Here is a 25,459-nt window from a genome sequence, read left to right as displayed (position 1 = left end):
TGCGGCCCAAGGCCTCGTTGCCGGGGCTCCAGTTCCTTCGTCTGTTCGAAGAAAGGCCGTCGCATGAAGTTGAATCTCTCCCGCCGCGAGTTCCACCTGGCCAGCGCCCACATGCTGCTGGCCTCTTCCGCTGGCTCGCTGCTGCTCGGGGCCTCGGGCCCGGCCGCCGCGCAGGCGCGTTCGGTCAAGCTCGGCACCTTCGGCGCCATCGATGCGCAGAACTACATCCGCGCGAAGAACATGGCGGCCAAGACCTTCGGCGCCGGCACCAGCGCCGACTTCGTGACCGTGCGCGCGGGCTCCGAGGTGATCGCGGCCATGGCCGGCGGCAGCCTCGACATGTGCAACATCGGCTCCAGCCCGATGATGGTCGGCTACGCCAACGGGCTGAAGGCCTCGATGGTCTACGTCTACAAGAACATCGTCGACAGCGAATGCCTGGTGGTGCAGGGCAACTCGGGCATCACCACGGTGGCGGGGCTCAAGGGCAAGAAGATCGGCCTGCCGTTCAACACCTCGGTGCACTTCGCGGCGGTGGCGGCGCTCAAGACCGCGGGCATCGGGCTGGCGGACGTGCAGCTCATCAACATGCGCGCCGACCAGATCGCCTCGGCCTGGCAGCGCCGCGAGATCGATGCCAGCTACATCTGGGTGCCGGTGCTGCCGCGCCTGACCGAGGACGGCGGCAAGATCATCTTCAAGACCGGCGACCTCAACAAGAACAACCTGCTGATCTTCGATGGCCTGCTGGTGCGCGACGAGTTCAAGCAGAAGTCGCCCGACCTGGTGCTGGCCTTCCTCAAGGACTACGAGCAGATCGCGCGCACCTTCAAGCAGGAACCGAAGGAAGTGGTCGAGACCATGACGAAGTTCCTCAACGTCGACGAGGCCGCGGTGATGCGCTCGCTCAACACCTTCTACCCGGTGCCCGCGCGCGAGCAGCTGCAGAGCCACTGGATGGGCAAGCCCGGCGAGAAGGACACGGGCGTGCTCAAGACCTTGCAGACGCAGGCGCAGTTCCTCCTGGAGTCGGCGCAGATCTCGGCCATGCCCAAGGACCTGAGCGGGCTCGTCGATTCGAGCTTCGTCGCCAAGATGGCCGCCTGAGACCATGGGACTGCCACCGCAGCAGGCGGGCACGCCCAAGGTCCGTTTCGAGGAAGTCTCCAAGCGCTTCGGCGACGGCCCCGACGCGGTGCAGGCGCTGGAGCCGATCACGCTCGACATCGCAGAGGGCGCCTTCGCCTGCCTGCTCGGCCCCTCGGGCTGCGGCAAGAGCACGCTGCTGAACATCCTCGCGGGCTTCGAGCAGCCCACGGCCGGCCGCGTGCTGATGGACGGTCAGCCGGTGCGCGGCCCCGATCCGCGCCGCGGCGTGGTGTTCCAGCAGGGCGCGCTGTTCACCTGGATGCGCGTGATCGACAACGTGGCCTTCGGGCCGCTGGCCACGGGCAAGTCGGCCGCCGAGGCCACGCGCATCGCCTCGCAATACCTCGAGATGGTCGGCCTCGCGGGCTTCGCGAAGCGCTATCCCTACGAGCTCTCGGGCGGCATGCAGCAGCGCGTGGGCATCGCGCGCGCGCTCGCCAATTCGCCCGAGATCCTGCTGATGGACGAGCCCTTCGCCGCGCTCGACGCGCAGACGCGCGAGCTGCTGCAGGAGGAGATCAAGCGCATCTGGCACGAGACGCGCAAGACCGTGCTGTGGATCACCCACAGCATCGACGAGGCGCTGTTCCTCGCGACCGAGATCGTCGTGATGTCGGCACGCCCGGGCCGCATCAAGGCGAAGTTCCATCCGGGCTTCGCGCAGAGCGACGACCCGGCCGTGGTCGCGAGCGCCGAGTTCGCGCGCATGAAGGCCGAGATCTTCGGCCTGCTGCGCGAGGAGGCGCTGGCCGCGCAGCACCAGGAGGCCCAGCGATGAGCGCCGCGCCCAACCGGCCCAACGGCGCACGCACCCGCGCGCGCTGGATCAACCTCGGCTCCTTCGCCGCGCTGTTCGTGCTGTGGCTGCTGATCACCGTGCCGATCGTGGGCGACCAGCCGCTGGTCGCGCCGCTGTTCCTGCCCTCGCCGATGTCGGTGTGGAACACCTTCCTCCAGCTCATGCAGAACGGCTACCAGGGCAAGACGCTCGCGCACCACCTGGGCATCAGCCTGTTCCGCTTCGGCGCCTCCTTCGTCCTCACCGTGCTGGTGGCGGTGCCGCTGGGGCTGTGGATGGGCATGAACGAGACCGTGAAGGCGGTGCTCGATCCGCCGATCGAGATCACGCGGCCGATGCCCAAGCTCGCGCTGCTGCCGCTGCTCATCATCTGGTTCGGCATCGGCGAGGTCTCGAAGATCGTGATCATCGTGCTCGCGCTGTTCCCGATCCTCTCGATCAGCGCCATGCAGGCGGTGCGCGCGGTGGGCCGGCGCAAGGTGCAGGCCGCGATGGCGCTCGGTGCCTCGCGCGCCATGATCTTCCGGCGCGTGATCTTCCCGGCCAGCCTGCCGGGCATCTTCACCGGCATCCGCGTGAGCATCGGCCTGGGCGTGACCATGCTGGTGGGCGCCGAGATGATCGCCACCAACGCGGGCATCGCCTACATGGCGATGTCGGCCTCCGACTTCCTGCTCACCAACGTCGTGATCGTCGGCGCGCTGATCATGGCGATCCTCGGCTACCTGCTCGACCTGCTGGCGCGGGCACTCGAAAACAAGGTCGTCCATTGGGGCGGCAAGGAAGGATGAAGCGACCATGGCACTGACACTCCCCGAGCAAGGCACGTCCTGGCCCGAACTGCAGCGGCGGCTCGAGGAGGCCGGCCGCGGCGACGCCGACTGGCGCAACGGCCGCGTGCCGATGTTCATCCACTATGCGGGCGAGGACGTGCTCGAGGTGGCCAAGAAGGCCTACCTGATGTACTTCTCCGAGAACGGCCTGGGCCCGCGCGCTTTCGCGAGCCTCGCGACCTTCGAGCGCGAGGTGGTGGAGATGGGCCTTTCGCTGCTGCACGGCGGTGCCGAGTCGCGCGGTGCCATGACCACCGGCGGCACCGAGAGCATCTTCCTCGCGGTCAAGTGCGCGCGCGACCGCGCGCTGGCGCGCCGCCCCGGCATGGCCAGGCCCGAGATCCTGATGCCCCGGAGCGCGCATCCGGCCTTCGACAAGGCCGCGCACTTCCTCGGCCTGGTGCCGGTGCGCACGCCGCTGGCGGCCGACTTCCGCGCCGACCCGGCGGCGATGCGCGCCGCCTTCACGCCCGACACCGCGATGGTGGTGGGCTCGGCGCCGGCCTTTCCGCACGGCGTGGTCGATCCCATTCCCGAGATCGCGGCGCTGGCGCGCGAGCACGGCTGCTGGATGCATGTCGATGCCTGCGTGGGCGGCTACTTCGCGCCGTTCGCGCGCGAGCTCGGCGCCGACATCCCCGACTTCGATTTCGCGGTCGAGGGCGTGACCTCGATCTCGGCCGACCTGCACAAGTACGGCTACACCGCCAAGGGCGCCTCGACCCTGTTCTTCGCCGATCCCGAGGCCTTCGCGCTGATGGGCTACTACTTCGACGACTGGCCGCGCGGCCAATACTTCACCCACACGCTGGTGGGCACGCGCGCGGGCGGCGCCATCGCCGCGGCCTGGGCGGTGATGAACTACCTGGGCCATGCGGGCTATCTGCGCGTCACCGAGCGCGTGCTCGCGACGCGGCGCGCGATGCAGCAGGGCCTCGATGCGCTGGGCCTGCCCACGCTGGGCCGGCCCGAGCTGTCGATCTTCGCCTTCGGCTCGCCCGCCCGCGACATGGGCGCCATCGGCCGCGGCCTCGGCGCGCGCGGCTGGACCGTGGGCTACGTGAAGAACCCCGACGGCATCCACCACATGCTGAACCTCACGCACGAGCCGGTGGTGGGGCAGTACCTGGGCGACGTGGCCGCGGTGCTGGAGGATCCGGCGACGTTGGCGGATGGCGGTGCTGGCGGGGTGGTGGCGCAGTATTGAACGCGGGAGCGGACGGAAACCCGAATTCGACAACCTGTCCAGCGTCCGCTCAGATGTTCGTGCTCGACGGAATCCGGCTCGGCAGCAGGTGCTCGTAGGGCCGCGAGCGCGTCGTGTTGCGCTGCTTGATCGTCGTTTCGATGTTCGCCAGCGCCGCGCGGAAGCGCTCGAGCGGCCCGCCCTGGCCCGCGATCGCGGGATCGATCAGCACCGGCAGGTGCGGAAACGCGTTGTCCTTGTACTCGCCGAGCGGCCGGTAGTAGACGCCGCCGAGGATGTGGAACAGCAGGATCTGCTCCTGCGCCGCGAGCCGCGCGGGCAGCATCTGCGACCAGGTGGCCTCCGACTGGCCGGCCGTCGAGGCGGGCGCCGGCGTGCCGGCCATGCCCGCGCTGAAGGGCGCGTAGGTCATCACCGAGAGCTGCGGGAAGTTCACGGCCGCATGCTGCGCGCTGGTGTTGAAGACGATGGCCGTGATCACGTCGGCCAGCCTGGCGCGCGTGGAAATGACGGGCAGCCCCTTCACCTTGCCGTGGGTCGATAGGTCGACGGCCCAGGCCTGCAGCTCGTGGTCGCCGCTCACGTCGGCGTCGCTGAGGTAGTAGGTCGCGACGTACTCGCCCACCCATTGCGCGATCGCGTTCCACAGCAGCAGCGCGTCGTCGCGGTACGGGTACTCGGGCAGCTCGTTCGGGTTGTCGACGCCGCGCGCGCGCAGCTCGTCGGGCAGCATCAGGTTGGCCTGGAAGTCGTAGGCCAGGCGGTCGCGGCCGCACTCGCGCTGCAGGGTCTCGATCGGCGCCGCGAGGATGCCGTCGCCCGTGGTCAGCGGCGCCATGATGATCAGCGTGGCCGCCTCGTTGATGAACATCGCGCCCTCGAGGTGCGGCGACAGCAGGCGGCTCAGCGGATGCGCGGTCGCGAGCTGGCGCTGCGTGGCCATCGCGAAGGCCTCCGACATCAGGTGCGTGCGGCCCAGGTGCACGAACATCTCGTGGTAGTTGAAGTCGGCCACCTGCACCGTGGTCTTGGCCGACTGCCAGGCCCAGTAGGCCTCGGCGTTCGAGGCGTCGTCCACGCGCAGGAAGATCGGATGCTGCGCCGGGTTCTGGCCGCACTGGATGGCCACGGGCACCAACGAACGGCCCGCCCTGGGCCGCGCGAACAGCGCGATCGGCATGAAGACATAGGCGGTGCCGGTCAGCGGCTTGGTCACCGGGCCCGTGGGCGCCATGTCGCCCAGGCCCTCGTAGTCGAGCAGGTAGAGGCGGCCCTCGGCGGCCGCGTCGGCGAGGCTGTCGGCGTTGCCCATGGCCTGCCGGTACTGCGCGTCGGTCAGCGGGAACTTCGAGGGCAGCACGCTCGCCTTGCGGATCAGCATCGGGTTCGGGCCGGCCACGCGCATCCAGGCGAACAGCGCGTTGTCGCGGAAGACCTGCGCGATCGACGGCTTCTCGATGGTCGCGAACAGCGCGTCATACTGCGCCACGGTGCGCGGCCCGCCGAGCAGGCCCTGCGTCATCAGGTCCTGGTGCACCTGTCGCAACTGGGTGGCGATGTCGCCCGCGGTGCCGGTCAGGGTTCCCAGCAAGGCGAGCGCCGCGGCCGGCAGCGTGAGCAGGCCGGCGTTCTGCGACAGCAGCTGCGCGAAGCTCGCCTGCAGGGCCGCGAGCCGCGTGCGCAGGTTGTCGAGCGTCTGCAGGCTGCCGCTGGCGAGCGGGCTGGTGGCGAAGGAGGCCGCGAAGTTCACGGCCGCCTCGAGCGCGCGCGACAAGGTCAGCAACTGGTGCTCGAGCGCCGGCAGCTCGGCCGGCGGCACGACAGTGCCCATCGGCACGCCCGCGAGGTTGAGGTGCGACTCGGTCCAGAGGTAGGTGGCCTGCCGGCTCACGAGTTCGAGCCGGCGCAAGGTGGCGCTGATCGGATCGATCTTCTGCGGCAAGGTGGGCTTGAGCACCGGCAGCGCGGCCGAGGCGGCGGATGGCTCGCCGGCCAGCAGGCTGCCGAATCCCGCTGCGGTGCCGGCCGCGGCCGCGCCCTTGAGGAGTTCTCTGCGTTTCATCGCTGGTGTTCCCTGTTGTTGTCGTGCATCTGGAACATCGGCCGATGGTTCTCGCCCTGGCCGACAAAATCGAACGCTCGTTCTATTCGAGCCAGCGGATTCTGCGGACGAGGCATGACGCCCGCAATGCGGGTAGCTGCCTAGGGCGAAGGTTCGCATCCGGCGTTGCGAAAGCGCACGCCGGTCAGGTGCTGTTCAGCGTCTCAGGCCGTGTGCGGATGCCGCGCGCGCTCGTACAGCGTGCGCGCGAGCTCGCGGTGCCGTGCGAGCAGCGGCGGCAGCTCGAGATCGACGAAGTGGCCCTCGCGGATGCGCACCTGGCCGTCGATGATGCTGAGCGCGGCCGAGGCCGGCGTGCAGAACACCAGCGCCGCCACCGGGTCGTGCCACGCGCCCGCGTGCGACACGCCGCGCAGGTCGAAGCCCACCACGTCGGCCGACATGCCCGGCGCGAGCGCGCCGATGTCGTCGCGGCCCAGCACGCGCGCGCCGCCCAGGGTCGCGATCTCGAGCGCCTCGCGCGCCGTCATCGCGGCCGGGCCATGGCCCACGCGCTGCAGCAGCATGGCCTGGCGCGCCTCGCCGAGCAGGTGGGCGCCGTCGTTCGAGGCGCTGCCGTCCACGCCCAGGCCCACCGGCACGCCGGCGCGGCGCATGGCGCCGATGGGCGCGATGCCCGAGGCCAGCCGCATGTTCGAGCACGGGCAATGGGCCACGCCGGTGCCGGTGCGGCCGAAGAGGGCGATGCCCGCGGGGTCGAGCTTCACGCAGTGCGCATGCCAGACGTCGCGGCCGACCCAGCCCAGGTCCTCGGCGTACTCGGCCGGCGTCATGCCGAACTTCTCGCGCGAGTAGGCGACGTCGTTGTCGTTCTCGGCCAGGTGCGTGTGCAGCGACACGCCGCGCTCGCGCGCGAGCAGCGCCGAGTCGCGCATGAGCTCGCGCGAGACCGAGAACGGCGAGCAGGGCGCGAGCACGATGCGCCGCATCGAATGGCGCGAGGCGTCGTGCCAGCGATCGATCAGCCGCTCGCTGTCGCGCAGGATCGCGGCCTCGCTTTCCACCACCTCGTCGGGCGGCAGGCCGCCGGCGCTGCGGCCCACGCTCATGCTGCCGCGCGCGGCATGGAAGCGCATGCCCATCGTGGCGGCCGCCTCGATCGAATCGTCGAGCCGCGCGCCGTTGGGGAACAGGTAGAGGTGGTCGCTGGTGGTGGTGCAGCCCGAGAGCATCAGCTCGGCCATCGCGGTTTGGGTCGACACGCGGATCATCTCGGGCGTGAGCCGCGCCCACAGCAGGTAGAGGTTGCTGAGCCAGCCGAACAGCTCGGCGTCCTGCGCCTCGGGCACCGCGCGCGTGAGGCTCTGGTACATGTGGTGGTGGGTGTTCACCAGCCCCGGCATCAGCACGTGGCCGTGCAGGTCGATGGCCTCGGCATCGCCGCTGCGCAACGCCTCGAGGTAGACCGGCGGCAGCTCGGCCGTGGCACCGACCCAGGCGATGGCCGGCCCGTCGATCACCAGCGCGCCATCGGCGATCTCGCGCCGCGCGGCGTCCATGGTGACGAGCACGTCGGCGTGGCGCAGCACGCGCAGCGGCCGGGGCGAGGAGGCGATGGAGGAAGTCATGTCATTCGGTTCCGTGCGAGGTGCGTGCTGCCAGTGTGAAGGAACGCTCCCTCGACTGCACGCCGTTGTAGAAGAGATTGAGCAGCACCGCGGCGACCGTGCCGAGCACGATGCCGCTGTGCGTCAGCGGATGGGTCCAGGCAGGGACGTGCTGGAAGAAGTTCGGCGACAGCGTGGGGATCAGCCCGAGGCCGACCGAGATCGCGATCACGTAGAGCGCGTGGCGCTCGCGTGCGTAGTCGATGCTGCCGAGGATTCGGATGCCGGTGGCCGCGACCATGCCGAACATCACGATGCCCGCGCCCCCGAGCACGAAGGAAGGCACCGATGCCACCACGTGCGCGACCTTGGGGAACAGCGCGAGCGCGATCAGCAGCACGCCGCCGCCGGCCGCCACGTAGCGCGAGCGCACGCCCGTGACCGTGACCAGCCCCACGTTCTGCGAGAACGAGGTGTAGGGGAAGGTGTTGAACACGCCGCCGATCACCGTGCCCAGGCCGTCGGCGCGCAGGCCGCGCGAGAGCGCGTCGGTGTCGATCCTGCGGCCCGTGATCTCGCCGAGCGCGAGGAACATGCCGGTCGATTCGACCATGGTGATCAGCATCACGATGCACATCGAGGCGATGGCCGTGAGCTCGAAGCGCGGCAGGCCGAAGTGGAAGGGCGTGGTCACGGCCATCCAGCTCGCTTCCTCGAGGCCGTCGAACTGCATGCGGCCGAGCGCCAGCGACAGCAGCACGCCGAAGACGATGCCCAGCAGCACCGCGATGTTGGCGATGAGGCCCTTGCCGAAGCGCGTGATCGCGACGATCGCCGCCAGCACGGCCGCGGCGATGGCGAGGTTCACCGGCTCGCCGTAGGCCGGGTTGGCCACCGCATGCGCCACGCCCTCGATGCTGCGCGTCGAGGTGGGCTGCCCGCCCGCGGCCCAGTGGATCGCCACCACCATCAGCGAGACGCCGATCAGCGTGATGACCGTGCCCGTCACCAGCGGCGGGAACACGCCGAGCACGCGCCCCATCAGCGGCGCGAGCGCGATGCCGAACAGCCCCGCCACGATGGTGGCGCCGTAGATCGCGGGCAGGCCCAGCGAGGGATCGATGCCGATGGCGATCATCGGGCCCACGGCCGCGAAGGTCACGCCCATCATCACGGGCATGCGGATGCCGAAGCGCCAGAAGCCGATGGCCTGCACCAGCGTGGCGATGCCGGCGGCCAGCAGGTCGGCATTGATGAGAAAGGCGATGTCGGCCTTCGAGAGGCCGAGCGCGCCGCCCACGATCAGCGGCACCGCGACCGTGCCCGCGTACATCACGAGCACGTGCTGCAGGCTCAGCGCGCCGCAGCGCATGAGGGGAAGCTTCTGGTCGACCCCTTCGCCGTCTCCTGCGGGGGGCTTTTTGTCGTTCGAAAGCATGGGACTTTTCCTTCCGGCCGATGACCGGCGCGGCAGTCTAGGAGCCAGGCCTTCGAACGCGCAAAGTCAATAAATGGCGCGCCCCGTGCACAAAAAGTGGACGGGCCCCGGCGCCGTGTTCAGGGCGCGAGCAGCTCGTCGAGGCAGGTCGTCACGTGGTTGGCGAACAGCTCGGCCGCGGGGCTCGGCGACTGCGCGGCACGGGTCTCGAGCGTGAGCGTCTGGGCCGGCAGGGTGGCGTCGCGCAGGGGCACGAAGACCAGCGAGCCGTCGTGCATCTCCTCGGCCACGTCGAGCCGGTTGAGCAGCGTGATGCCCTCGCCCTCGCGCACCAGGCGGCGCATCAGCGCGGTGGAGGTGGTCTCGATCGCGGGCGAGGCGCGCAGGCCCGAGCGTTCGAAGGCGGCATCGATGATCGGCCGGATCGACAGCGAGGGCGCGGGCAGCAGCAGCGGATGGCCCACGCACTCGGCCAGCACGGTGCTCGCATGGGCCGTGAGCGCATGGCCGGGCGGCACCACCGCGCCGATCGGCCATTCGCTCGCGAACAGGGTGCGAAAGCCCGCCGTGGCAGGCACGTCGTAGGCCAGCGCGAGGTCGGCATCGCCTTCGCGCACGCCGTGCAGCACGGCCGCGATCGGCAGGCCCAGCAGCTTGAGCTGGATGCCGGGATGGGCCGCGCGAAAGCGCCGCACCACGCCCGGCAGGAAGGCGTCGGCGAGGCCGGCGGTGGTGGCCAGCGTGACCTCGCCCTGGCGCAGCCCGCGCATGGCCTCGATGCGCTGGCGCACCCCGTCGAACTCGCGCAGCGTGCCGCGCGCATGCGCGAGCACCAGCTCGCCCACCGGCGTGAGCTTGAGCGTGTTGTGGATGCGCTCGAACAGCGGCGCGCCCAGCTCCTCCTCGAGGTTGAGGATCTGCCGGTTGATCGCGGTCGGCACCACGTGCAGTTGCGCGGCCGCCTTGCGGATCGAACCCGCGCGAACCACCTCGACGAAGTACCGGACCACCTTGGCGTGCATGACATCTCCCGCGCCACCGTGGGCGCGGGGGGATCATGCATGCGGGCTCAGAGGTCGGGCAAGCCCAGCGCGGGATCGCTGACCGAATGCTTGCCGGTCTCGACGCGGCCGGCGAAGCGTCGGTAGTAGGCCGGATCGGCATCGCAGGTGACGGCGAAGTCGTACCACTGGCCGCTGGCCGCGAGCTCCCAGTGCAGCTCGGCCTTGGCGCCGCCCGCGACGGTCGCGGTCCACGGGCCGTCGTCGCGGTAGGCCTTGGCGCGCACGCTGAACTTCGCCGCGGCCTGGCCGCCGTTCATCATCTCGAGGTAGACGTTGCCGTTGGCGATGTCGTAGCACACGCGCACCTCGGGCACGGCCGCGCCGCCGGCGCGCAGTGCGTTGAGGTCGCCCTGGAAATGGCGGTGGTAGCCGTTGGGGCCGAGCACCCAGAGGTCGTAGCGGCCGGCGTTGTCGACCGTCGCGTTCCAGCGGTCGTCGAGCGACTTGCCGGCTTCGACCATGTAGCGGCGCGGCAGGCGGTCGAGGTTGAGCCGGTCGTAGACATGAAACACGGCGGCCGCGTTGCCGGTGTTGGCGAACAGCAACTGCAGCGTGCCGCCGGCCGCGTCGGCCCTGGCGCTGGTGTGCAGCTCGTAGGGCAGCGCGCGCGAGGGCCGCGTGCCCGTGGCCTGGCGCGGCAGCAGGCCGTTGGCCGGCGGCGTGACCTGCGGCAGCGCCTGCTGCGCGGCGCGCAGCTGGTCGGCCTCGGCCTTGGTGCGGCGGCCCGCGAGCGTGGGCAGCGCCTCGCCGTTGGGATCGGCGAAGTTGAAGGCGCTCGTGAGGTCGCCGTTGACCGCGCGGCGGAACGGGCCGATGTTGCTTTCCTTCACGCCGAAGCGGGCCTCGACGAAGCGCAGCACCGAGGTGTGGTCGAAGGTCTGCGAGTTGACCCAGCCGCCGCGGCTCCACGGCGAGATCACGTACATCGGCACGCGCATGCCGGGGCCGTAGACGTTGCCGTCGGGCGTGGGCTGCGACTGCGTCATGCCCGGCGGCTTGGGATGGTTGAAGTACTCGAAGCTCAGGTCCGCGTCGGACATCGTGGTCTTGCCCGCGAAGGCCTTCGCCGAGGGATCGGCCGATGCGATGGGCGAGGGCGCCGAGGCCGAGGGCACGTGGTCGAAGTAGCCGTCGTTCTCGTCGAAGTTCACGAACAGCACGGTCTTGCTCCAGACCTCGGGCACGGCGATGAGCGCCTCCAGCACCTGCTGGATGTACCACGCGCCCTGCACCGGGCTCGAGGGGCCGGGGTGCTCGGAGTAGACGTCGGGCGGGATCACCCACGACACCGCCGGCAGCCGGCCGGCCTTCACGTCGGCGCGGAAGGCATCCATGATCGCGCCCGCGTCGAAGGCCGCCTGGTCGGCCACTGGCAGCGTGTTGGCCGTGCCCTTGTAGAGCGGGTTGCCGGCGTCGTCGCCGGGCGCGTAGGCCGGCGATGCGCCCTGCGGCAGCGAGGTGCTGACCGGCTTGGCCGAGGCCTCGTTGGCCTTGCGGAAGTTCTTGAAGCCCAGCAGCGGATTGCAGCCGTAGTTGTTCGGGATGTTCTGGTAGACCATCCAGCTCACGCCCGCGTCCTGCAGGCGCTCGGCATAGGTCTTCCATTCGTAGCCCTCGGTCGAGGGACCGGTCGAGCTCCAGGCATTGACGTTGTTCACGTAGGCCACGTTGCCGCCGGTGGGGCCGTTGGTGCCGGTCCAGTGGAACGAGCGGTTGGCGTGCGTGCCGGTGTGCATCGCGCAGTGATAGTCGTCGCAGATCGTGAAGGCGTTGGCCAGCGCGAACTGGAACGGCAGCTCGGCCTCGGCGAGGTAGCCCATCGACTGCACGTAGGGCGCGGTGCTGCTGACCTTCTTGTAGCGCGGCCACTGGTAGAGGCGGCCGCCGTCCCAGGCGTTGTGCGAGTCGACCCAGGTGTGCGGCGTGCTGCTCACGCGCTGCGCGTTGCCTTTGCTGCCGTCGAGGTGATAGGGCAGCACCACCTTGCCGTTCTCGTCGAGCTGCTGCCACACGTTGAGGCCGTTGGGCAGCGGGATCGGGAAGCGGTCGCCGAAGCCGCGCACGCCCTTGAGGGTGCCGAAGTAATGGTCGAACGAACGGTTCTCCTGCATCAGGATGACGATGTGCTCGACGTCCTGGATGGTGCCGGTCTTGTTGTTGGCGGGAATGGCGAGCGCGCGGCGGATGCTCGGCGGAAAGGCCGAGAGCGCGAGCGCGGCGGCGCCGGTGGTGGCGCTGCCGGTGAGGAATTTGCGGCGTGAGGTCATGGTCTTGTCGTGTTGTTTTTCGGGCCGTTGTATCAGGGCGCGCAGCGCATCACGGGCTGCGTGGTGGCGGGCGGGTTCTGCGTGCCGCCGTCGCCGCCGCCGGGGTTGCCCGTGCCCGGCAGGCCGCCGAAGCCGCCGCCGCTGCCGCCACCGCAGGCGGCGAGGGTGCAGGCCAGGATCAGCGCCGGCAGCAGCCGCGCGCGCGAGAAGAAGAGATGCATGGGAAATCCTCGCAGGTGTGTTTTCTTGTGAAGAGGCGACGAGGAGCGCGCCGCCACTGCCCACGGTAGGAAGCGGCAATGACAGTCGAGTGAAGAACGCGGCCGAGGTGTAAGCGCGCGTTGCGCCTGCGCGCGCGATGAATACCAAAGCCGGACAGGCAGCGCGCGAAGGGCTCGCGCGTACCGTGTCCGGCCTGGTGGGAAGGCTGCGGAAGCCCTCAGCGATGCATGGGCCTCAGAGGTCGGCCATGCCCATCGCGGGATCGCTGACCGAGTGCTTGCCGGTCTCGACGCGGCCCGCGAAGCGGCGCGCGAAGGTCGGATCGGCATCGCAGCCCACGACGAAGTCGTACCAGGCGCCGCTCGACGAAAGATCCCAATGCAGCTCGGCCTTGGCGCCGGGCTGCACGGTCGCGGTCCACGGGCCGTCGTCGCGGTAGGCCTTGGCGCGCACCGTGAACTTCACGGCCTTCTTGCCGCCGTTGAGCAGCTCGAGGTAGACGTTGCCGTTGGCGATGTCGTAGCACACGCGGACTTCGGGGGCGGCCGCGTCGCTCGCGCGCAGGCTGCCGAGGTCGCCCTTGAAGTGGCGGTGGTAGCCGTTCGGGCCGAGCACCCACAGGTCGTAGAAACCGCTGTTGTCGCGGCCCGCCATCCAGGTGTCGTCGAGCGTCTTGCCGGCCTCGACCATGTAGCGGCGCGGCAGGCGCGCGAGGTTGAGCTTGTCGTAGACGTGGAACACGGCGGCCGCCTTGCCGGTGTTCGCGAACAGCAGCTGCACCGTGCCGTCGAGCGGTGCCGTGCGCGCGCTGGTGTGCAGCTCGTAGGGCAGGGCGCGCGAGGGCCGCGTGCCGGTGGTCTGGCGAGGCAGTTGCGGATCGAGCGGCAGCGGCACCTGCGACAGCGCCTCCTGGTTGCGCCGGATCTGGTCGACCTCCGCGCGGGTGGCGCGGCCGGTCAGCGTGGGCAGCGCTTCGCCGTTGGGGTTGGCGAAGTTGAAGGCGCTCGTGAGATCGCCGCACACCGCGCGCCGGAAGGCGCTGATGTTGGGCTCCTGCACGCCGAAGCGGGTTTCGAGGAAGCGCAGCACCGAGGTGTGGTCGAAGGCCTGCGAGCTGACCCAGCCGCCGCGGCTCCACGGCGAGATCACGTATAGCGGCACGCGCGGGCCCGGGCCGTAGACGCGGCCGTCGGCCTTGGGCTGGCCGCCGCTGCCCAGCGGCGCGGCATGCGTGAAGTACTCGGGACCCATCGCCGAGTCCGACAGCGTGGTCTTGCCCGCGTAGCTGCCGTCGCCGTTGGGCGAAGGCGCCGAGGGCGAAGGCAGGTGGTCGAAGTAGCCGTCGTTCTCGTCGAAGTTGATCAGCAGCACGGTCTTGCTCCACACCTCGGGCACGGCGGTGAGCGCGTCCAGCACCTCCTGCAGGAACCAGGCGCCCTGGATCGGGCTCGAGGGGCCGGGATGCTCGCAGTAGATCGACGGCGCGTTCATCCAGCAGACCTGCGGCAGCTTGCCCTCGCGGATGTCGCGCTTGAACGCGTCGAGGTAGTCCTCGGGCTTCGTGCCGGGCAGCGTGTTGGCCACGCCCTTGTAGAGCGGGCTCTTCGCGTCGTCGGTGGCGCGGTCGTAGGCCTTGTAGGGCAGCGCCTGGCCGGTGTCGGCATAGGGCTTGTTGGGCTCGCCGCCGCTGGAGACCGGGTAGCCCGAGTCGATGTTGGCCTTGCGGAACTGCCGGAACGCGCCGAGCATGTTGTCGCCCCATTCGTCGGGCATGTTCTGGTAGCTGATCCAGCGCACGCCCGCATCTTCCAGGCGCTCCGCGTAGGTCTTCCAGGTGTAGCCCACGTTCAGCGAGCCGGGCTTGCCGTCGATCCAGTCCCATTCGTTGCGCACGAAGGCGGTGTTGGTCGCGGTCGGGCCGTTGGTGCCGGTCAGGTGGAAGGAGCGGTTGGCGTCGGTGCCGGTGTGCATCGCGCAGTGGTAGGCATCGCAGATCGTGAAGGCGTTGGCCAGCGCGAACTGGAACGGGATCTCCGTCGCCTTGTGATAGCCCATGGCCTTGCTGGTCTTGTAGCGCGCCCACTGGTACATGCGCCCGCCGTCCCAGGCGTTCTGGCTGTCGGCCCAGTCGTGCGGCGTGCCGCCGTCGCGCTGCGCATTGCCCTTCGAGCTGTCGAGGTGGTAGGGCAGGATGGCCTTGCCGCTGGCATCGCTCTGCTGCCAGACGTTCATGCCCTTGGGCAGCGGGATGGTGAAGCGGTCGCCGAAGCCACGCACGCCGGCGAGCGTGCCGAAGTAGTGGTCGAACGAACGGTTCTCCTGCATCAGGATGACGACGTGCTCGACGTCCTGGATGGTGCCGGTCTTGTTGTTGGCGGGAATGGCGAGCGCGCGGCGGATGCTCGGCGGAAAGGCCGAGAGCGCGAGCGCGGCGGCGCCGGTGGTGGCGCTGCCGGTGAGGAACTTGCGGCGTGCGTTGTCGGTCATGGTGCGTGCCTCCTTCACAGATCGCCCAGGCCCATGGCCGGATCGCTGACCGAATGCTTGCCGGTCTCCACGCGGCCCGCGAAGCGGCGCTGCCAGCTCGCATCGGCGTCGCAGCTCACGACGAAGTCGTACCAGGCGCCGCTCGACGAAAGATCCCAGTGCAGCTCGGCCTTGGCGCCGCCCGCGACGGTCGCGCTCCACGGGCCGTCGTCGCGGTAGGCCTTGGCGCGCACCGTGAATTTCGCGGCGGCCTGGCCGGCATTGAGCATCTCGAGGTAGACGTTGCCGTTGGCGATGTCGTAGCACACGCGCACCTCGGGCACGGCGGTGCCGCCGGCGCGCAGCCGGCTCAGGTCGCCCTTGAAGTGGCGGTGGTAGCCGTTCGGGCCGAGCACCCAGAGGTCGTAGAAGCCGCTGTCGTCGCTGACCGCGTTCCAGGCGTCGTCGAGCGTCTTGCCCGGTTCCACCATGAAGCGGCGCGGCAGGCGGTCGAGGTGCAGCCGGTCGTAGACGTGGAACACGGCGGCGGCCTTGCCGGTGTTGGCGAAGATCAGCCGCACGCTGCCGCCGATCGCATCGCTGCGCGCGCTGGTGTGCAGCTCGTAGGGCAGCGCGCGCGAGGGCCGCGTGCCGGTGGCCTGGCGCGGCAGCTGCGGGTCCAGCGGCAGCGGCACCTGGGCCAGCTTCTCCTGGTCGCTGCGCAGCCGGTCGGCCGCGCCGCGCGTGGTGCGACCCGCGAGCGTGGGCAGCGTCTCGTTGTTCGGGTTCGCGAAGTTGAAGGCGCTCGTGAGGTCGCCGCACACCGCGCGCCGGAAGGCGCTGATGTTGGTCTCCTTCACACCGAAGCGCGCCTCGATGAAGCGCAGCACCGAGGTGTGGTCGAAGGCCTGCGAGTTGACCCAGCCGCCGCGGCTCCATGGCGACACCACGTACATCGGCACGCGCACGCCGGGGCCGTAGACGCGGCCGTCGGGCGCGGGCTGGCCGGTGGTGCCCGGCGGCTTCGGATGGTTGAAGTACTCGGGCTTGAGCGCGTCGACCGGCAGCGTGGTCTTGCCCGCGGGCGTGCCGTCGGGGTTGATCGAGGGCGCGGCGGGCGAGGGGTAGTGGTCGAAGTAGCCGTCGTTCTCGTCGAAGTTGATGAGCAGCACGGTCTTGCTCCACACCTCGGGCACCGCGGTCAGCGCATCGAGCGTTTCCTGGATGTACCAGCCGCCCTGCACCGGGCTCGAGGGGCCGGGGTGCTCGGAGTAGGTGGCCGGCGCGACGATCCACGACACCTGCGGCAGCTTGCCGTTCCTGATGTCCTGGCGGAACTGCTCGAGGAAGCCGCCGTCGCCCATGGTGTTGGCGATGCCCTTGTAGAGCGGGTTGCGCGCGTCGTCGCTCGCCGGGTCGTAGACCGGCGAGGGGCCGTCGTTGCTGACCGGCTTGCCCGAGGCCTCGTTGGCCAGGCGGTACTGCTTGAAGCCCGCGAGCGGGTTGTCGCCGAAGTTCTCCGGCATGTTCTGGTAGACGATCCAGCTGACCTTGGCCTCCTGCAGGCGCTCGGGATAGGTCTTCCACTCGTAGCCCTTGGCCGAGCTGTCGATCGAGTCCCACTCGTTGTTGACCGTGGCCACGCCCGCGCCGGTCGGGCCGTTGGTGCCGGTCCAGTGGAACATGCGGTTCGAGTTGGTGCCGGTGTGCATGCTGCAGTGGTACTCGTCGCACAGCGTGAAGGCGTTGGCCAGCGCGAACTGGTAGGGCAGTTCGGCTTCCTTGAAGTAGCCCATCGCCGCGTTGGTCTTGTAGCGCGCCCACTGGTAGGTGCGCCCGCCGTCCCAGGCGTTCTGGCCGTCGCTCCACGAGTGCGGCGTGCCGCTCACGCGCTGGGCGTTGCCCTTGGTGCTGTCGAGGTGGTAGGGCAGGATGGCCGTGCCGCTGGCATCGCTCTGCTGCCAGACGTTCATGCCCTTGGGCAGCGGAATCGTGAAGCGGTCGCCGAAGCCGCGCACGCCCATGAGCGTGCCGAAGTAGTGGTCGAAGGAGCGGTTCTCCTGCATCAGGATGACGATGTGCTCGACGTCCTGGATGGTGCCGGTCTTGTTGTTGGCGGGAATGGCGAGCGCGCGGCGGATGCTCGGCGGAAAGGCCGAGAGCGCGAGCGCGGCGGCGCCGGTGGTGGCGCTGCCGGTGAGGAATTTGCGGCGTGCGTTGTCTGTCATCGCGGGGTCGTCCTTGGCGTTCTTCCGGTTTGGAAAGCTCGAACGCTCAGGGCGCGCAGCGCTTCACGGGCTCGGTGGTGGCCGGCGGATTCGGCGTGCCGCCGCCGGGGTTGCCCGCGCCGGGCAGGCCGCCGAGGAAGCCGCCGCCGCCATCGCCGCCGCCGCAGGCGGACAGCAGGCAGGCCAGCAGCAGGGCGGGCGCGAAGCGAAGCAGGTGAAGGGGACGTGGGACTTGCATGGTGATCCTCTCTCTCGGGGTCGTTGTGTGTGGGGGAACGGAATGCGATGGCGCTCAGGGCTCGAGCGTGGACAGCGGCTGGCCCGACTTGAAGATGCTCGTGAGCTCGTCGGCCGTGAGCGCGCGGTTCCAGATCGCGAACTCGTTGAAGTCGAGCGGGCCGCGCGGCGAGCTGGTCCAGCGCTTGTAGTACTGGCCGGTGCCGTCCTCGTTGAGGCTCAGGCCGTTCTTCAGGCCGCCGAGCTGGGCCACGATGTCGGCGGTCATGTCGGCGCTGCCGGTCTGCAGCGCGCGCGCGGCGTCGAACAGGTAACCGGTCATCTTGAGGTTGGCCTTGTCGATCACGACCGCCACGTAGGCCCACTGGCCGGCGCTCAGGCGGTAGCCGTTGCTGTCGGCGCGGCCGCCGCCCTTGCCGACGTTGAAGCGCAGCTCGCAGCCGTCGAACAGGCCGATCGCGAGGCCGGCGTTGCTGCCGCTGTCGTAGTTCTTGTTGGCGATCACCGAGGCGCCGTCGCCCGCGCCCACGCTGCAGCTCGCGTCGGTGCGCAGCCAGAAGCCGATGGTGTAGGCCGTGACCGAGGGCGCGGTCGCCACGTCGGCGGTCTGCACCAGGCGATAGCCGGCGGTGCCGTCGGCGGTCTTCACGCTGCTGTCCACGCGCAGGGCCTTGGCCTTGTACGGGGCCTTGAAGCCATCGTCCACGAGGCTGCCGCCGTCGGCGCCGGCGGCCCAGGGCGCGAGCGTGGAGGCGCTCTTGCGGTCGGCGGGCGGCAGCGCGTCGAGCGGGTAGTAGTTGACCAGGCCGTTGCGCAGCGTGGGCGCGAGCGTGGCGGGCTTCACGTAGGTGACGCGCGCCGGCAGCGCGAGGCTCGCATCGCCCGCGACCACGGTGTAGTCGAAGGCCAGGATGCCGTCGCTGGCCGCCTCCACGGGGTCGTTGTAGGCGGTGGCACCGGCCGCGAGCGTGGCGACCAGCTTGCCGTCGCGCAGCACCTTCACCGGCACGTTCGCGTTGCCCGCGAGCGTCCACGAGAGGTCGACGCTGGCCTTGTCGGCGCCGGTCGTCGCCACCAGGCCGCGCAGCGCGGTGGCGGCCTGCAGCGGCTGGCCGTTGAAGCGATAGGCCTCGGCCGCGGGCAGCGCGCCGAGGTGGCGCAGCACGGTCGGCGCGATGTCGGTCGCGGCGGCCAGCTTCGTCAGCGTGGCGACGTCGGCGGGCGCGGCCTCGCCGGTGGCGGGCAGCGCGGCCAGCGTCTTGTTGCTCGCGACGAAGATCGTCTTGGTCTGCGCGCTCTGCGTGCCGGTCGCGTTGCCGAAGGCATCGAGGCCGTTGGGCGTGGTGAGCACCACGAGCCAGTCTTCCTTCGCATCGTTGGCGCTGCGCCGCGCGATGCGCGCGAGCAACTGGCCGACCGCGGCGGCGGTGTCGGACACGGCGCGCTGGTAGGCCTCGCCGCGCGGGCCGGAGGGCGCCGCCGCGGCGGGCGCGCCGTACTGCGCCACCAGCAGGTCCCAGCCCTGGTCGATGAGCTGCGCGGTGCGTTCGGTCACGCAGGCGTCGGCGCCCGCGCAGTCGACGGCGGCATCGAGCGTGCCGCTCTCGTTCGCGAGCAGCGAGCGGTAGTTGGCGCCGGCCGTCACCGAGGCGGTGAGGTAGCCGGCGTCCTTCTTCAGCTTCGCGAGCGCGAACACCGAGGGCGCGAGCCTGGCGTCGATGCGCTGGTCGGCCGTGTCCCACTGCACCGAGTGGCGCTGCGCCCAGGTGCCGGTCACGAGCGTGGCCCAGCCGGGGCTCGCGGTGGTGCGCTGCTCGGTGAGCGCGCCATTGGCGCCGCCGGTCCAGGCCGGCGCGAGCTTCAGGCCCTGCAGCGCGGGCACCTTGTTCTGCGCCATCGCATCGCGCAGCGCGGCGTGGGTGAGGCCGTCGATCTGCACCACCAGGGCCTTGGGGCCGCTCTTGCCCTGGTTGGTGGTGGGCAGGTTGCCGTCGCCGTTGCCGCCGCCGGCGGGTGGTGTCGCGACCGGCGGGAAGACCACGCCGCCGCCGCCACCGCCGCCGCATGCGGCGAGCGCCATGGCCGCGGTCAGCGGCAGCAGCCAGCGGGTCGCGGCGCGTGATCGGAATGCGGGGAGCGCGTGAAGTTTCGGACGCATCGTGGAGCCCTGGAATGAGATGGAACGGAGTGCCGGTGACAGTCGGCCGGAGGCAAAAAAAAGTGCCCGGAGGGCACGTGTGCGGACGCCGCGAAGATTAGGGAGAACCCGTGACGCAGCAGTGAATCGCGCATGACAATGCGAAGGCATGCGCGTGACAGCGCATCGCCGGTTACTGCGAAAGAATGAAGTTGAAGGTGGCCGGCGGGTTCGGCCCCGCGCCCTGCGCGCCTAGCGCGAGCGCGGCTTCGCGGGCTTCGCCGCGGCCTTGGGCGCGCGTTGCTTCGATGGCGCCTTCGCGGCCTTCGCCGCTTCGCGCGCGGGCTCGTTGCTGATCCCGCTCGAGACATGCCCCGCCGGCACATGCCGCGCCGCCGCATCGACATGCCCGGTCTGGTCGTCGAAGAAGAAGTCGGGCTCGAACTCGCGCAGGAACTCGCCCTTGGGCAGGCCGCCGAGGAACATGGCCTCGTCGACGCGGATGTTCCAGTTCATCAGCGTGCGGATGGCGCGTTCGTGCGCGGGCGCGCTGCGCGCCGTCACCAGCGCGGTGCGGATGCGCATCTGCGCATTGCCCGCCATCTGCAGCCGGTGCAGCGCGGCCAGCAGCGGCTTGAACGGGCCGCCGGGCAGCGGCAGGTCGACCTTGCTCGCCTCGTGCGCCTGGAAGGCATCGAGGCCCTCGGCCTGGAACACGCGCTCGGCCTCGTCGCTGAACAGCACGGCGTCGCCGTCGAAGGCGATGCGCACCTCGTTGGGCCAGGCATCGCTGGCCTTCACCGATTCGACCAGCACGCGCGCGGCCGGGAAGCCCGCGGCCAGCGCCTCGCGCACGTCCTGCGCGTTGACCGAGAGGAACAGGTGGGCGCGCAGCGCGCGCAGGTAGCCGAAGGGCGGGCGGCCCTGCGTGAACACGCCGCGCTGCAGCTTGATGTCGGCCGCGGCGCTGGAGCGGAAGATGCGCATGCCCGAGACCGGGTCGTTGCGCGAGAGGATCACGACCTCGACGCGCTGCACGCCATCGTCGTTGAAGCGCAGCAGCTTGCGGATCAGCGAGTAGGCGATACCGGGCGCGGCCGGCACGTCGAGGCGCTCGAGCTGCAGCTTCATGTAGCCCGCGTCGTCGCCCGACTCGAAGATCTCGTTCTCTTCTTCGAGGTTGAACAGGGCGCGCGAGGAGATCGCGACCACGAGCTTGTCTTCGAGGGTGACGGGCATGGCGTGCGGTTGGACGGTCAGGAGTCGTCGCGGCCATCGTCGGCCGCATCGAACGAGAAGTAGAGCGTATCCGACCAGTGGCCCAGGCCGAGCTCGCGGATCGGCGCCTCGACCACCTGCTGCGCGGGCGGCAGCAGGCGTTGCCAGATGTTCTTCGGCCGCGGCGCGAGCGTGGCGAGCGTGCGCTCGATCTCGGCGTCGAGATCGGCCAGGCCCTGGCGCAGCTTCTCGACCTCGCCGGCCACGGGTGCGTCGCCCATGCCCAGCACCTCGGCCGGCTCGAGCACGAACCATTCGTCGGGCCGCGTGCGTTCGTTCAGGAAGCGCAGCGCCTCCTCGCGCATCGGCGAGATCGCGGGATGCTCGATGCGCGCGAGGAAGGCGGCCGCGCGCGCGATGCCCGGGCCGCAACGCCCGGCCAGCGCGAGCGGCTCGGGCTCGTTCCAGATCGCCGAGCGGCAGGGCCGCGTCTCGCACGAGACCAGCAGCCGGAACAGCAGCGGCACCGCGTACGCATGCTCGGAGATGCCGCGCAGCGTGGACGGGCTGGCCTGCGCATCGGGCAGGGCGGTGCTGGCATAGAGGTAGCTTCGATTCGCCATCGGCTTGCTCCTTGCCCGCGGCCGGACCGCGCGCGGGCGCTACTTCACGAACTGGTTGAGCTGGATGATCGGCAGCATCACGGCCAGCACGATCAGCATCACCACGCCACCCATCGCCACGATCAGCAGCGGCTCGAGGATGGTCGCCAGGTGCATGGCGCGGCGCTGCACTTCGGCGCCGAGCTGGTTGGAGGCGCGCTGCAGCATCAGCGGCAGCGTGCCGGTCTGTTCGCCGAGCCGCGCGAACATCGACACCAGGCCCGGAAAGCGCTTCTTCTGCGCCAGCGCCGAGGCCAGCGGCGCGCCCTCGCGCACCAGCACCAGCGCATCGAGCGCGTCGGCGCGCATGGCGCGGTTGCTCAGGGTCTCGGCGGCCGCCTGCAGCGCGCGCAGGATCGGCACGCCGGCGGTGGCCAGCATGGCGAGCGTGCTCGCGAAGCGCGCCGCGTTGTAGCCGCGCGCGAGCTTGCCCACCAGCGGCAGCTTGAGCCAGGCGGCGTCGAACTTGAGGCGGAAGGCCTCCTGCGCCAGCGCCAGCCGCGCGCCGATGGCGGCCAGCAGCACGGCGCCGAGCATCCACCAGCCGTAGTTGCGCACCGCGGCGCTGAGGCCCAGCATCACGGTGGTGAGGAAGGGCAGCGAGCGCTTGGTGCCCGCGAACACCTGCGCCACCTGCGGCACCACGTAGCTCACGAGGAAGATCACGATCACGATCGCCACCAGCGTGACGATGGCCGGGTAGAGCGCCGCGCCGACCAGCTTCTGCTGCAGCGCCTGGCGTTCCTCGAGATCGTCGGCCAGGCGGTCGAGCACCAGGCCGAGGTTGCCGCTCTGCTCGCCGGCGCCGATCACGGCGGTGTAGATCGGCGAGAACTCGCGCGAATGCGCCGACAGCGCGCGCGCGAACGGCGAGCCGGCGTTGACCTCCGCGCGCAGCGAGGCCACGAGGTTGCGTTGCTGTTCCGATTCGGCCTCGTCCGTGAGCGCCGTGAGCGCGCGCTCGAGCGGCAGGCCCGAGGAGACCAGGCCCGCGAGCTGGCGCGTCCAGACCGCGAGGCCGGTGGAATTGAAGACCCGCTTGCCGCCGCCGAGCCAGCGCGACAGGCCGCTCGCCTGGCCGGTGCCGTTGACGTGGTCGCTGCCGACCGGCTTGACCGACAGCGGGATCAGCGCCTGGGCGCGCAGCATGCTGCGCGCGCTGCGCGCGGTGTCGGCTTCGAGCACGCCTTCGCGCGACTGGCCGGCGGCATCGATGGCTTCGAAGGAGTAGGCGGGCATGGCGGAACTCGCGCGCTAGTCGCGCGTGACGCGCAGGAGCTCGGCGCGCGAGGTGATGCCGGCCTGCACCAGCCGTTCGCCGTCCTCGCGCATCAGGCGCAGGCCGCCCTGCGCGCCGGCCTTGAGCAGCTCGCTCTCGGCTGCCTTGCTGTGGATCAGGCCCTGGATGGTCTCGTCGGCCACCAGCAGCTCGAAGATGCCGGTGCGGCCCTGGTAGCCGGTCTGGCCGCAGGCCTCGCAGCCGGCGCCGCCGCAGCTGGTGCAGACCTTGCGCACCAGCCGCTGCGCGAGCACGCCGAGCAGCGAGGAACTCAGCAGGAAGGGCTCGACGCCCATGTCGGTGAGACGCGTGACGGCGCTGACCGAGTCGTTGGTGTGCAGCGTGGCCAGCACCAGGTGGCCGGTGAGCGAGGCCTGGATCGCGATCTGCGCGGTCTCGAAGTCGCGGATTTCGCCGATCATGATCACGTCCGGGTCCTGCCGCAGGATGGCGCGCAGGGCCTTGGCGAAGGTGAGCTCGATCTTGGCGTTGATCTGGGTCTGGCCAACGCCCGGCAGCTCGTACTCGATCGGGTCTTCCACCGTCATGATGTTGCTGCGGCTCGCATCGAGCCGGGCCAGCGCGGCATACAGCGTGGTGGTCTTGCCCGAGCCGGTGGGGCCGGTCACGAGGATGATGCCGTGCGGCTGCGTGATCAGCTTCTCGAAGCGCTCCAGCGTGTCGCCCAGCATGCCCACCGATTCGAGCGTGAGCTTCGACTCGCTCTTGTCGAGCAGGCGCAGCACGGCGCGTTCGCCGTGCGCGCTCGGCAGCGTCGACACCCGCACGTCGACCGCGCGCGTGCCGATGCGCAGCGAGATGCGCCCGTCCTGCGGCAGCCGCTTCTCGGAGATGTCGAGGTCGGCCATGATCTTCAGGCGCGAGATCAGCGCGGCATGCAGCGCGCGGTTGGGCTGCACCACTTCGCGCAGCGTGCCGTCGATGCGAAAGCGCACCGACGACGTGCGCTCGTAGGGCTCGATGTGGATGTCGCTGGCGCCGTCGCGCGCGGCCTGCGTGAGCAGCGCGTTGAGCATGCGGATGATGGGCGCGTCGCCCGCGCTTTCCAGCAGGTCCTCGACCGCCGGCAGCTCCTGCATCATGCGCGAGAGGTCGGCGTCGCTCTGCACCTCGCTGACCACCGCGGCGGCGCTCGATTCGCCCTGGGCGTAGGCGGCGCTGATGCGCTGCGCGAGCGGGCCGTCGGCCAGCACCTCGAAGGCCTGCACGCCGTACTTGCGCGTGACCTCGCCGACGGCGCTGCGCGCGGGGTGGCTCGACATCCACAGCGTGTAACGGCCGTCGTCGGCTTCCTCGAGCAGCAGTTGCTGGCTGCGGGCGAAGGCGTAGGGCAGGGGATAGCGCATGGGGCGGGTCGGCGGGGCGTGGTCGGTGCGTGGTTCGAGCGGGGCGGGCGGCCTTCGGGCCTCAGGGCATTTCGCGTTGCGTGGCCGGGTCGGCGGTGGGCGGCAGGGCGCCGCGCAGCGGGCTGGCCGGCAGCTTGCGGTTGTCGGGCGCGGGGATCGGCGGCGGGATCAGCTGCGTGCCTTCCTCGCGCAGGCTGCCCGAGGGAGCGCGCGGCGCGCGCGTCAGCGGCGTGTCGGGCAGGATCGGCGCGGCGTCGACCTTGTTGAGCATCGGGTTGCCGGTGTCGGGCTGGGCCTGGACCTGCAGGGCGCGGATCTGGTCGTAGCGGTCGAAGGCGAAGGCCTCGGTGGAGGCGGCGTCGCGCATCACGACCGGACGCAGGAACATCATCAGGTTGTTCTTCTCGCGCGAGCGGGTCTCGTTCTTGAACAGGTTGCCCACGACCGGGATGTCGCCGGCCAGCGGCACCTTCTCGATCTTGTTGCCGTAGTTGTCGGACAGCAGGCCGCCCAGCATGACCAGGCCGCCGTCTTCCACCAGCACGCTCGATTCGAGCGAGCGCTTGTTGGTGGTGGGGCCGTTCGGGTCGGTCAGGCTGCCGGGCAGCACGGTGGAGATCTCCTGGAAGATGCTCATCTTCACGGTGCCGTTCTCGTTGATGGTCGGGCGCACGCGCAGCGTGAGGCCGACGTCCTTGCGTTCGACGGTGGTGAAGGGGTTGAGGCCGCCCGTGGTGGGGTTCGAGTAGGAGCCGGTCGGGAAGGGCACGTTCTGGCCGATCACGATCTTGGCCTCCTCGTTGTCCAGCGTCAGCAGGTTCGGCGTGGACAGCACGTTCGTGTCGTTGTCGCTGGCGAAGAAGTTGGCGATGGCGCCCAGCACGTAGTGGCCGCCGATCTTGCCGCCGATGCCGATGTTGAAGCCCTGCGGCAGCGAGATGCCCTGCGGGTTGCGCGTGGCGATCGCCGCCGTGAGCGCCAGCAGGTTGGTGCCGGTCAGGCTCGAGTTGGTGCCGAGCACCGCGTTGTTGCCGAGCGCGCTCTGCCATTGCACGCCGAACTGCGCGGCCTTGGTCGCGTTCACCTCGACCACCAGCGCCTCGATCATGACCTGGGCGCGGCGGCCGTCGAGCCTGTCGATCACGGCGCGCATCTGGCGGTACTGCGGCTCGGGCGCGGTGATGATCAGCGAGTTGGTCGACGGGTCGGCCTGGATC

The 25,459-nt window shown here is 70.3% G+C and carries 18 protein-coding genes and 1 pseudogene; 4 read left to right on the top strand and 15 right to left on the bottom strand.

The annotated features are described in order from the left end of the window. Positions 1-63: 63 nt before the first annotated feature. The 4 genes from KV106_RS39040 to KV106_RS39025 are packed head-to-tail and all read left to right on the top strand — an operon-like array spanning position 64 to position 3,988. Positions 64-1,107: a taurine ABC transporter substrate-binding protein gene (locus KV106_RS39040; RefSeq protein ID WP_057593783.1), complete on the top strand. Its 1,044-nt coding sequence runs from the start codon at positions 64-66 to the stop codon at positions 1,105-1,107. Positions 1,108-1,111: 4 nt separating this feature from the next. Beyond that, positions 1,112-1,927, top strand: coding sequence for an ABC transporter ATP-binding protein (locus KV106_RS39035; protein ID WP_261217737.1), 816 nt, complete (start codon positions 1,112-1,114; stop codon positions 1,925-1,927). Then, positions 1,924-2,739: an ABC transporter permease gene (locus tag KV106_RS39030; RefSeq protein ID WP_057593781.1), complete on the top strand. Its 816-nt coding sequence runs from the start codon at positions 1,924-1,926 to the stop codon at positions 2,737-2,739. Before KV106_RS39035 ends, KV106_RS39030 begins: the two co-directional genes overlap by 4 nt. Positions 2,740-2,746: 7 nt before the next feature. After that, complete coding sequence (locus KV106_RS39025; protein ID WP_261217736.1) at positions 2,747-3,988, top strand: pyridoxal phosphate-dependent decarboxylase family protein; 1,242 nt, start codon at positions 2,747-2,749, stop codon at positions 3,986-3,988. A 49-nt stretch (positions 3,989-4,037) separates the two neighbouring features. Here the strand turns inward: KV106_RS39025 and KV106_RS39020 are convergent, their stop codons facing one another. The 15 genes and pseudogenes from KV106_RS39020 to KV106_RS38950 form a co-directional block, all read right to left on the bottom strand. After that, on the bottom strand, positions 4,038-6,050 hold the full coding sequence (locus KV106_RS39020; protein ID WP_261217735.1) for a lipoxygenase family protein: 2,013 nt from the start codon (positions 6,048-6,050) through the stop codon (positions 4,038-4,040). A gap of 203 nt (positions 6,051-6,253) precedes the next feature. Continuing rightward, on the bottom strand, positions 6,254-7,678 hold the full coding sequence (locus KV106_RS39015) for an 8-oxoguanine deaminase (RefSeq protein ID WP_261217733.1): 1,425 nt from the start codon (positions 7,676-7,678) through the stop codon (positions 6,254-6,256). 1 nt (position 7,679) lies between these two features. Then, positions 7,680-9,095: a nucleobase:cation symporter-2 family protein gene (locus tag KV106_RS39010; RefSeq protein WP_261217731.1), complete on the bottom strand. Its 1,416-nt coding sequence runs from the start codon at positions 9,093-9,095 to the stop codon at positions 7,680-7,682. A 119-nt stretch (positions 9,096-9,214) separates the two neighbouring features. After that, positions 9,215-10,117, bottom strand: coding sequence for a LysR substrate-binding domain-containing protein (locus KV106_RS39005; protein WP_261217728.1), 903 nt, complete (start codon positions 10,115-10,117; stop codon positions 9,215-9,217). Between the two features lie 47 nt (positions 10,118-10,164). Continuing rightward, entirely contained in the window at positions 10,165-12,426 is a 2,262-nt protein-coding gene (locus tag KV106_RS39000) for a phosphocholine-specific phospholipase C (protein WP_261217726.1), read from the bottom strand. A 32-nt stretch (positions 12,427-12,458) separates the two neighbouring features. After that, positions 12,459-12,647: a hypothetical protein gene (locus tag KV106_RS38995; protein WP_057593774.1), complete on the bottom strand. Its 189-nt coding sequence runs from the start codon at positions 12,645-12,647 to the stop codon at positions 12,459-12,461. A gap of 235 nt (positions 12,648-12,882) precedes the next feature. Continuing rightward, positions 12,883-15,135 (bottom strand): phosphocholine-specific phospholipase C, encoded by a 2,253-nt coding sequence (locus KV106_RS38990; RefSeq protein WP_261217723.1) that lies wholly within the window; start codon positions 15,133-15,135, stop codon positions 12,883-12,885. A gap of 14 nt (positions 15,136-15,149) precedes the next feature. Further along, on the bottom strand, positions 15,150-17,342 hold the full coding sequence (locus KV106_RS38985) for a phosphocholine-specific phospholipase C (protein WP_261217713.1): 2,193 nt from the start codon (positions 17,340-17,342) through the stop codon (positions 15,150-15,152). A 46-nt stretch (positions 17,343-17,388) separates the two neighbouring features. Then, a complete protein-coding gene (locus tag KV106_RS38980) occupies positions 17,389-17,580 on the bottom strand; it encodes a hypothetical protein (protein WP_057593772.1) in 192 nt (63 codons plus the stop codon). 54 nt (positions 17,581-17,634) lie between these two features. Beyond that, positions 17,635-19,659, bottom strand: a complete 2,025-nt coding sequence (locus KV106_RS38975) for a LamG domain-containing protein (RefSeq protein ID WP_261217710.1) — start codon at positions 19,657-19,659, stop codon at positions 17,635-17,637. A 309-nt stretch (positions 19,660-19,968) separates the two neighbouring features. Continuing rightward, positions 19,969-20,955, bottom strand: a complete 987-nt coding sequence (locus tag KV106_RS38970; protein ID WP_261217708.1) for a 5'-nucleotidase — start codon at positions 20,953-20,955, stop codon at positions 19,969-19,971. Between the two features lie 17 nt (positions 20,956-20,972). Beyond that, positions 20,973-21,557 carry a DUF7822 domain-containing protein gene (locus tag KV106_RS38965; protein ID WP_261217707.1) on the bottom strand — a complete coding sequence of 195 codons (585 nt, stop codon included), beginning with the start codon at positions 21,555-21,557 and terminating at the stop codon, positions 20,973-20,975. A 39-nt stretch (positions 21,558-21,596) separates the two neighbouring features. Next, complete coding sequence (gspF, locus tag KV106_RS38960; protein ID WP_057593768.1) at positions 21,597-22,835, bottom strand: type II secretion system inner membrane protein GspF; 1,239 nt, start codon at positions 22,833-22,835, stop codon at positions 21,597-21,599. A 15-nt stretch (positions 22,836-22,850) separates the two neighbouring features. Beyond that, positions 22,851-24,242: a GspE/PulE family protein gene (locus KV106_RS38955; RefSeq protein ID WP_057593767.1), complete on the bottom strand. Its 1,392-nt coding sequence runs from the start codon at positions 24,240-24,242 to the stop codon at positions 22,851-22,853. Between the two features lie 61 nt (positions 24,243-24,303). Then, positions 24,304-25,459, bottom strand: a pseudogene (locus KV106_RS38950) (secretin N-terminal domain-containing protein); the annotation flags it as partial.

The sequence above is a fragment of the Variovorax endophyticus genome (assembly GCF_025376855.1).
Taxonomy (GTDB): Bacteria; Pseudomonadota; Gammaproteobacteria; order Burkholderiales; family Burkholderiaceae_C; genus Variovorax.
The sequence above is the reverse complement of the archived record's forward strand: the minus strand, read 5'-3'. Positions and strand labels throughout refer to the sequence as shown.

What these genes read in the sequence shown, in the direction of transcription:
- KV106_RS39040 (WP_057593783.1), top strand. Translation starts at nt 64, where the DNA reads ATGAAGTTGAATCTCTCCCGCCGCGAGTTCCACCTGGCCAGCGCCCAC.
- KV106_RS39035 (WP_261217737.1), top strand. Translation starts at nt 1,112, where the DNA reads ATGGGACTGCCACCGCAGCAGGCGGGCACGCCCAAGGTCCGTTTCGAG.
- KV106_RS39030 (WP_057593781.1), top strand. Translation starts at nt 1,924, where the DNA reads ATGAGCGCCGCGCCCAACCGGCCCAACGGCGCACGCACCCGCGCGCGC.
- KV106_RS39025 (WP_261217736.1), top strand. Translation starts at nt 2,747, where the DNA reads ATGGCACTGACACTCCCCGAGCAAGGCACGTCCTGGCCCGAACTGCAG.
- KV106_RS39020 (WP_261217735.1), bottom strand. Translation starts at nt 6,050, where the DNA reads ATGAAACGCAGAGAACTCCTCAAGGGCGCGGCCGCGGCCGGCACCGCA.
- KV106_RS39015 (WP_261217733.1), bottom strand. Translation starts at nt 7,678, where the DNA reads ATGACTTCCTCCATCGCCTCCTCGCCCCGGCCGCTGCGCGTGCTGCGC.
- KV106_RS39010 (WP_261217731.1), bottom strand. Translation starts at nt 9,095, where the DNA reads ATGCTTTCGAACGACAAAAAGCCCCCCGCAGGAGACGGCGAAGGGGTC.
- KV106_RS39005 (WP_261217728.1), bottom strand. Translation starts at nt 10,117, where the DNA reads ATGCACGCCAAGGTGGTCCGGTACTTCGTCGAGGTGGTTCGCGCGGGT.
- KV106_RS39000 (WP_261217726.1), bottom strand. Translation starts at nt 12,426, where the DNA reads ATGACCTCACGCCGCAAATTCCTCACCGGCAGCGCCACCACCGGCGCC.
- KV106_RS38995 (WP_057593774.1), bottom strand. Translation starts at nt 12,647, where the DNA reads ATGCATCTCTTCTTCTCGCGCGCGCGGCTGCTGCCGGCGCTGATCCTG.
- KV106_RS38990 (WP_261217723.1), bottom strand. Translation starts at nt 15,135, where the DNA reads ATGACCGACAACGCACGCCGCAAGTTCCTCACCGGCAGCGCCACCACC.
- KV106_RS38985 (WP_261217713.1), bottom strand. Translation starts at nt 17,342, where the DNA reads ATGACAGACAACGCACGCCGCAAATTCCTCACCGGCAGCGCCACCACC.
- KV106_RS38980 (WP_057593772.1), bottom strand. Translation starts at nt 17,580, where the DNA reads ATGCAAGTCCCACGTCCCCTTCACCTGCTTCGCTTCGCGCCCGCCCTG.
- KV106_RS38975 (WP_261217710.1), bottom strand. Translation starts at nt 19,659, where the DNA reads ATGGCGCTCGCCGCATGCGGCGGCGGTGGCGGCGGCGGCGTGGTCTTC.
- KV106_RS38970 (WP_261217708.1), bottom strand. Translation starts at nt 20,955, where the DNA reads ATGCCCGTCACCCTCGAAGACAAGCTCGTGGTCGCGATCTCCTCGCGC.
- KV106_RS38965 (WP_261217707.1), bottom strand. Translation starts at nt 21,557, where the DNA reads ATGGCGAATCGAAGCTACCTCTATGCCAGCACCGCCCTGCCCGATGCG.
- gspF (WP_057593768.1), bottom strand. Translation starts at nt 22,835, where the DNA reads ATGCCCGCCTACTCCTTCGAAGCCATCGATGCCGCCGGCCAGTCGCGC.
- KV106_RS38955 (WP_057593767.1), bottom strand. Translation starts at nt 24,242, where the DNA reads ATGCGCTATCCCCTGCCCTACGCCTTCGCCCGCAGCCAGCAACTGCTG.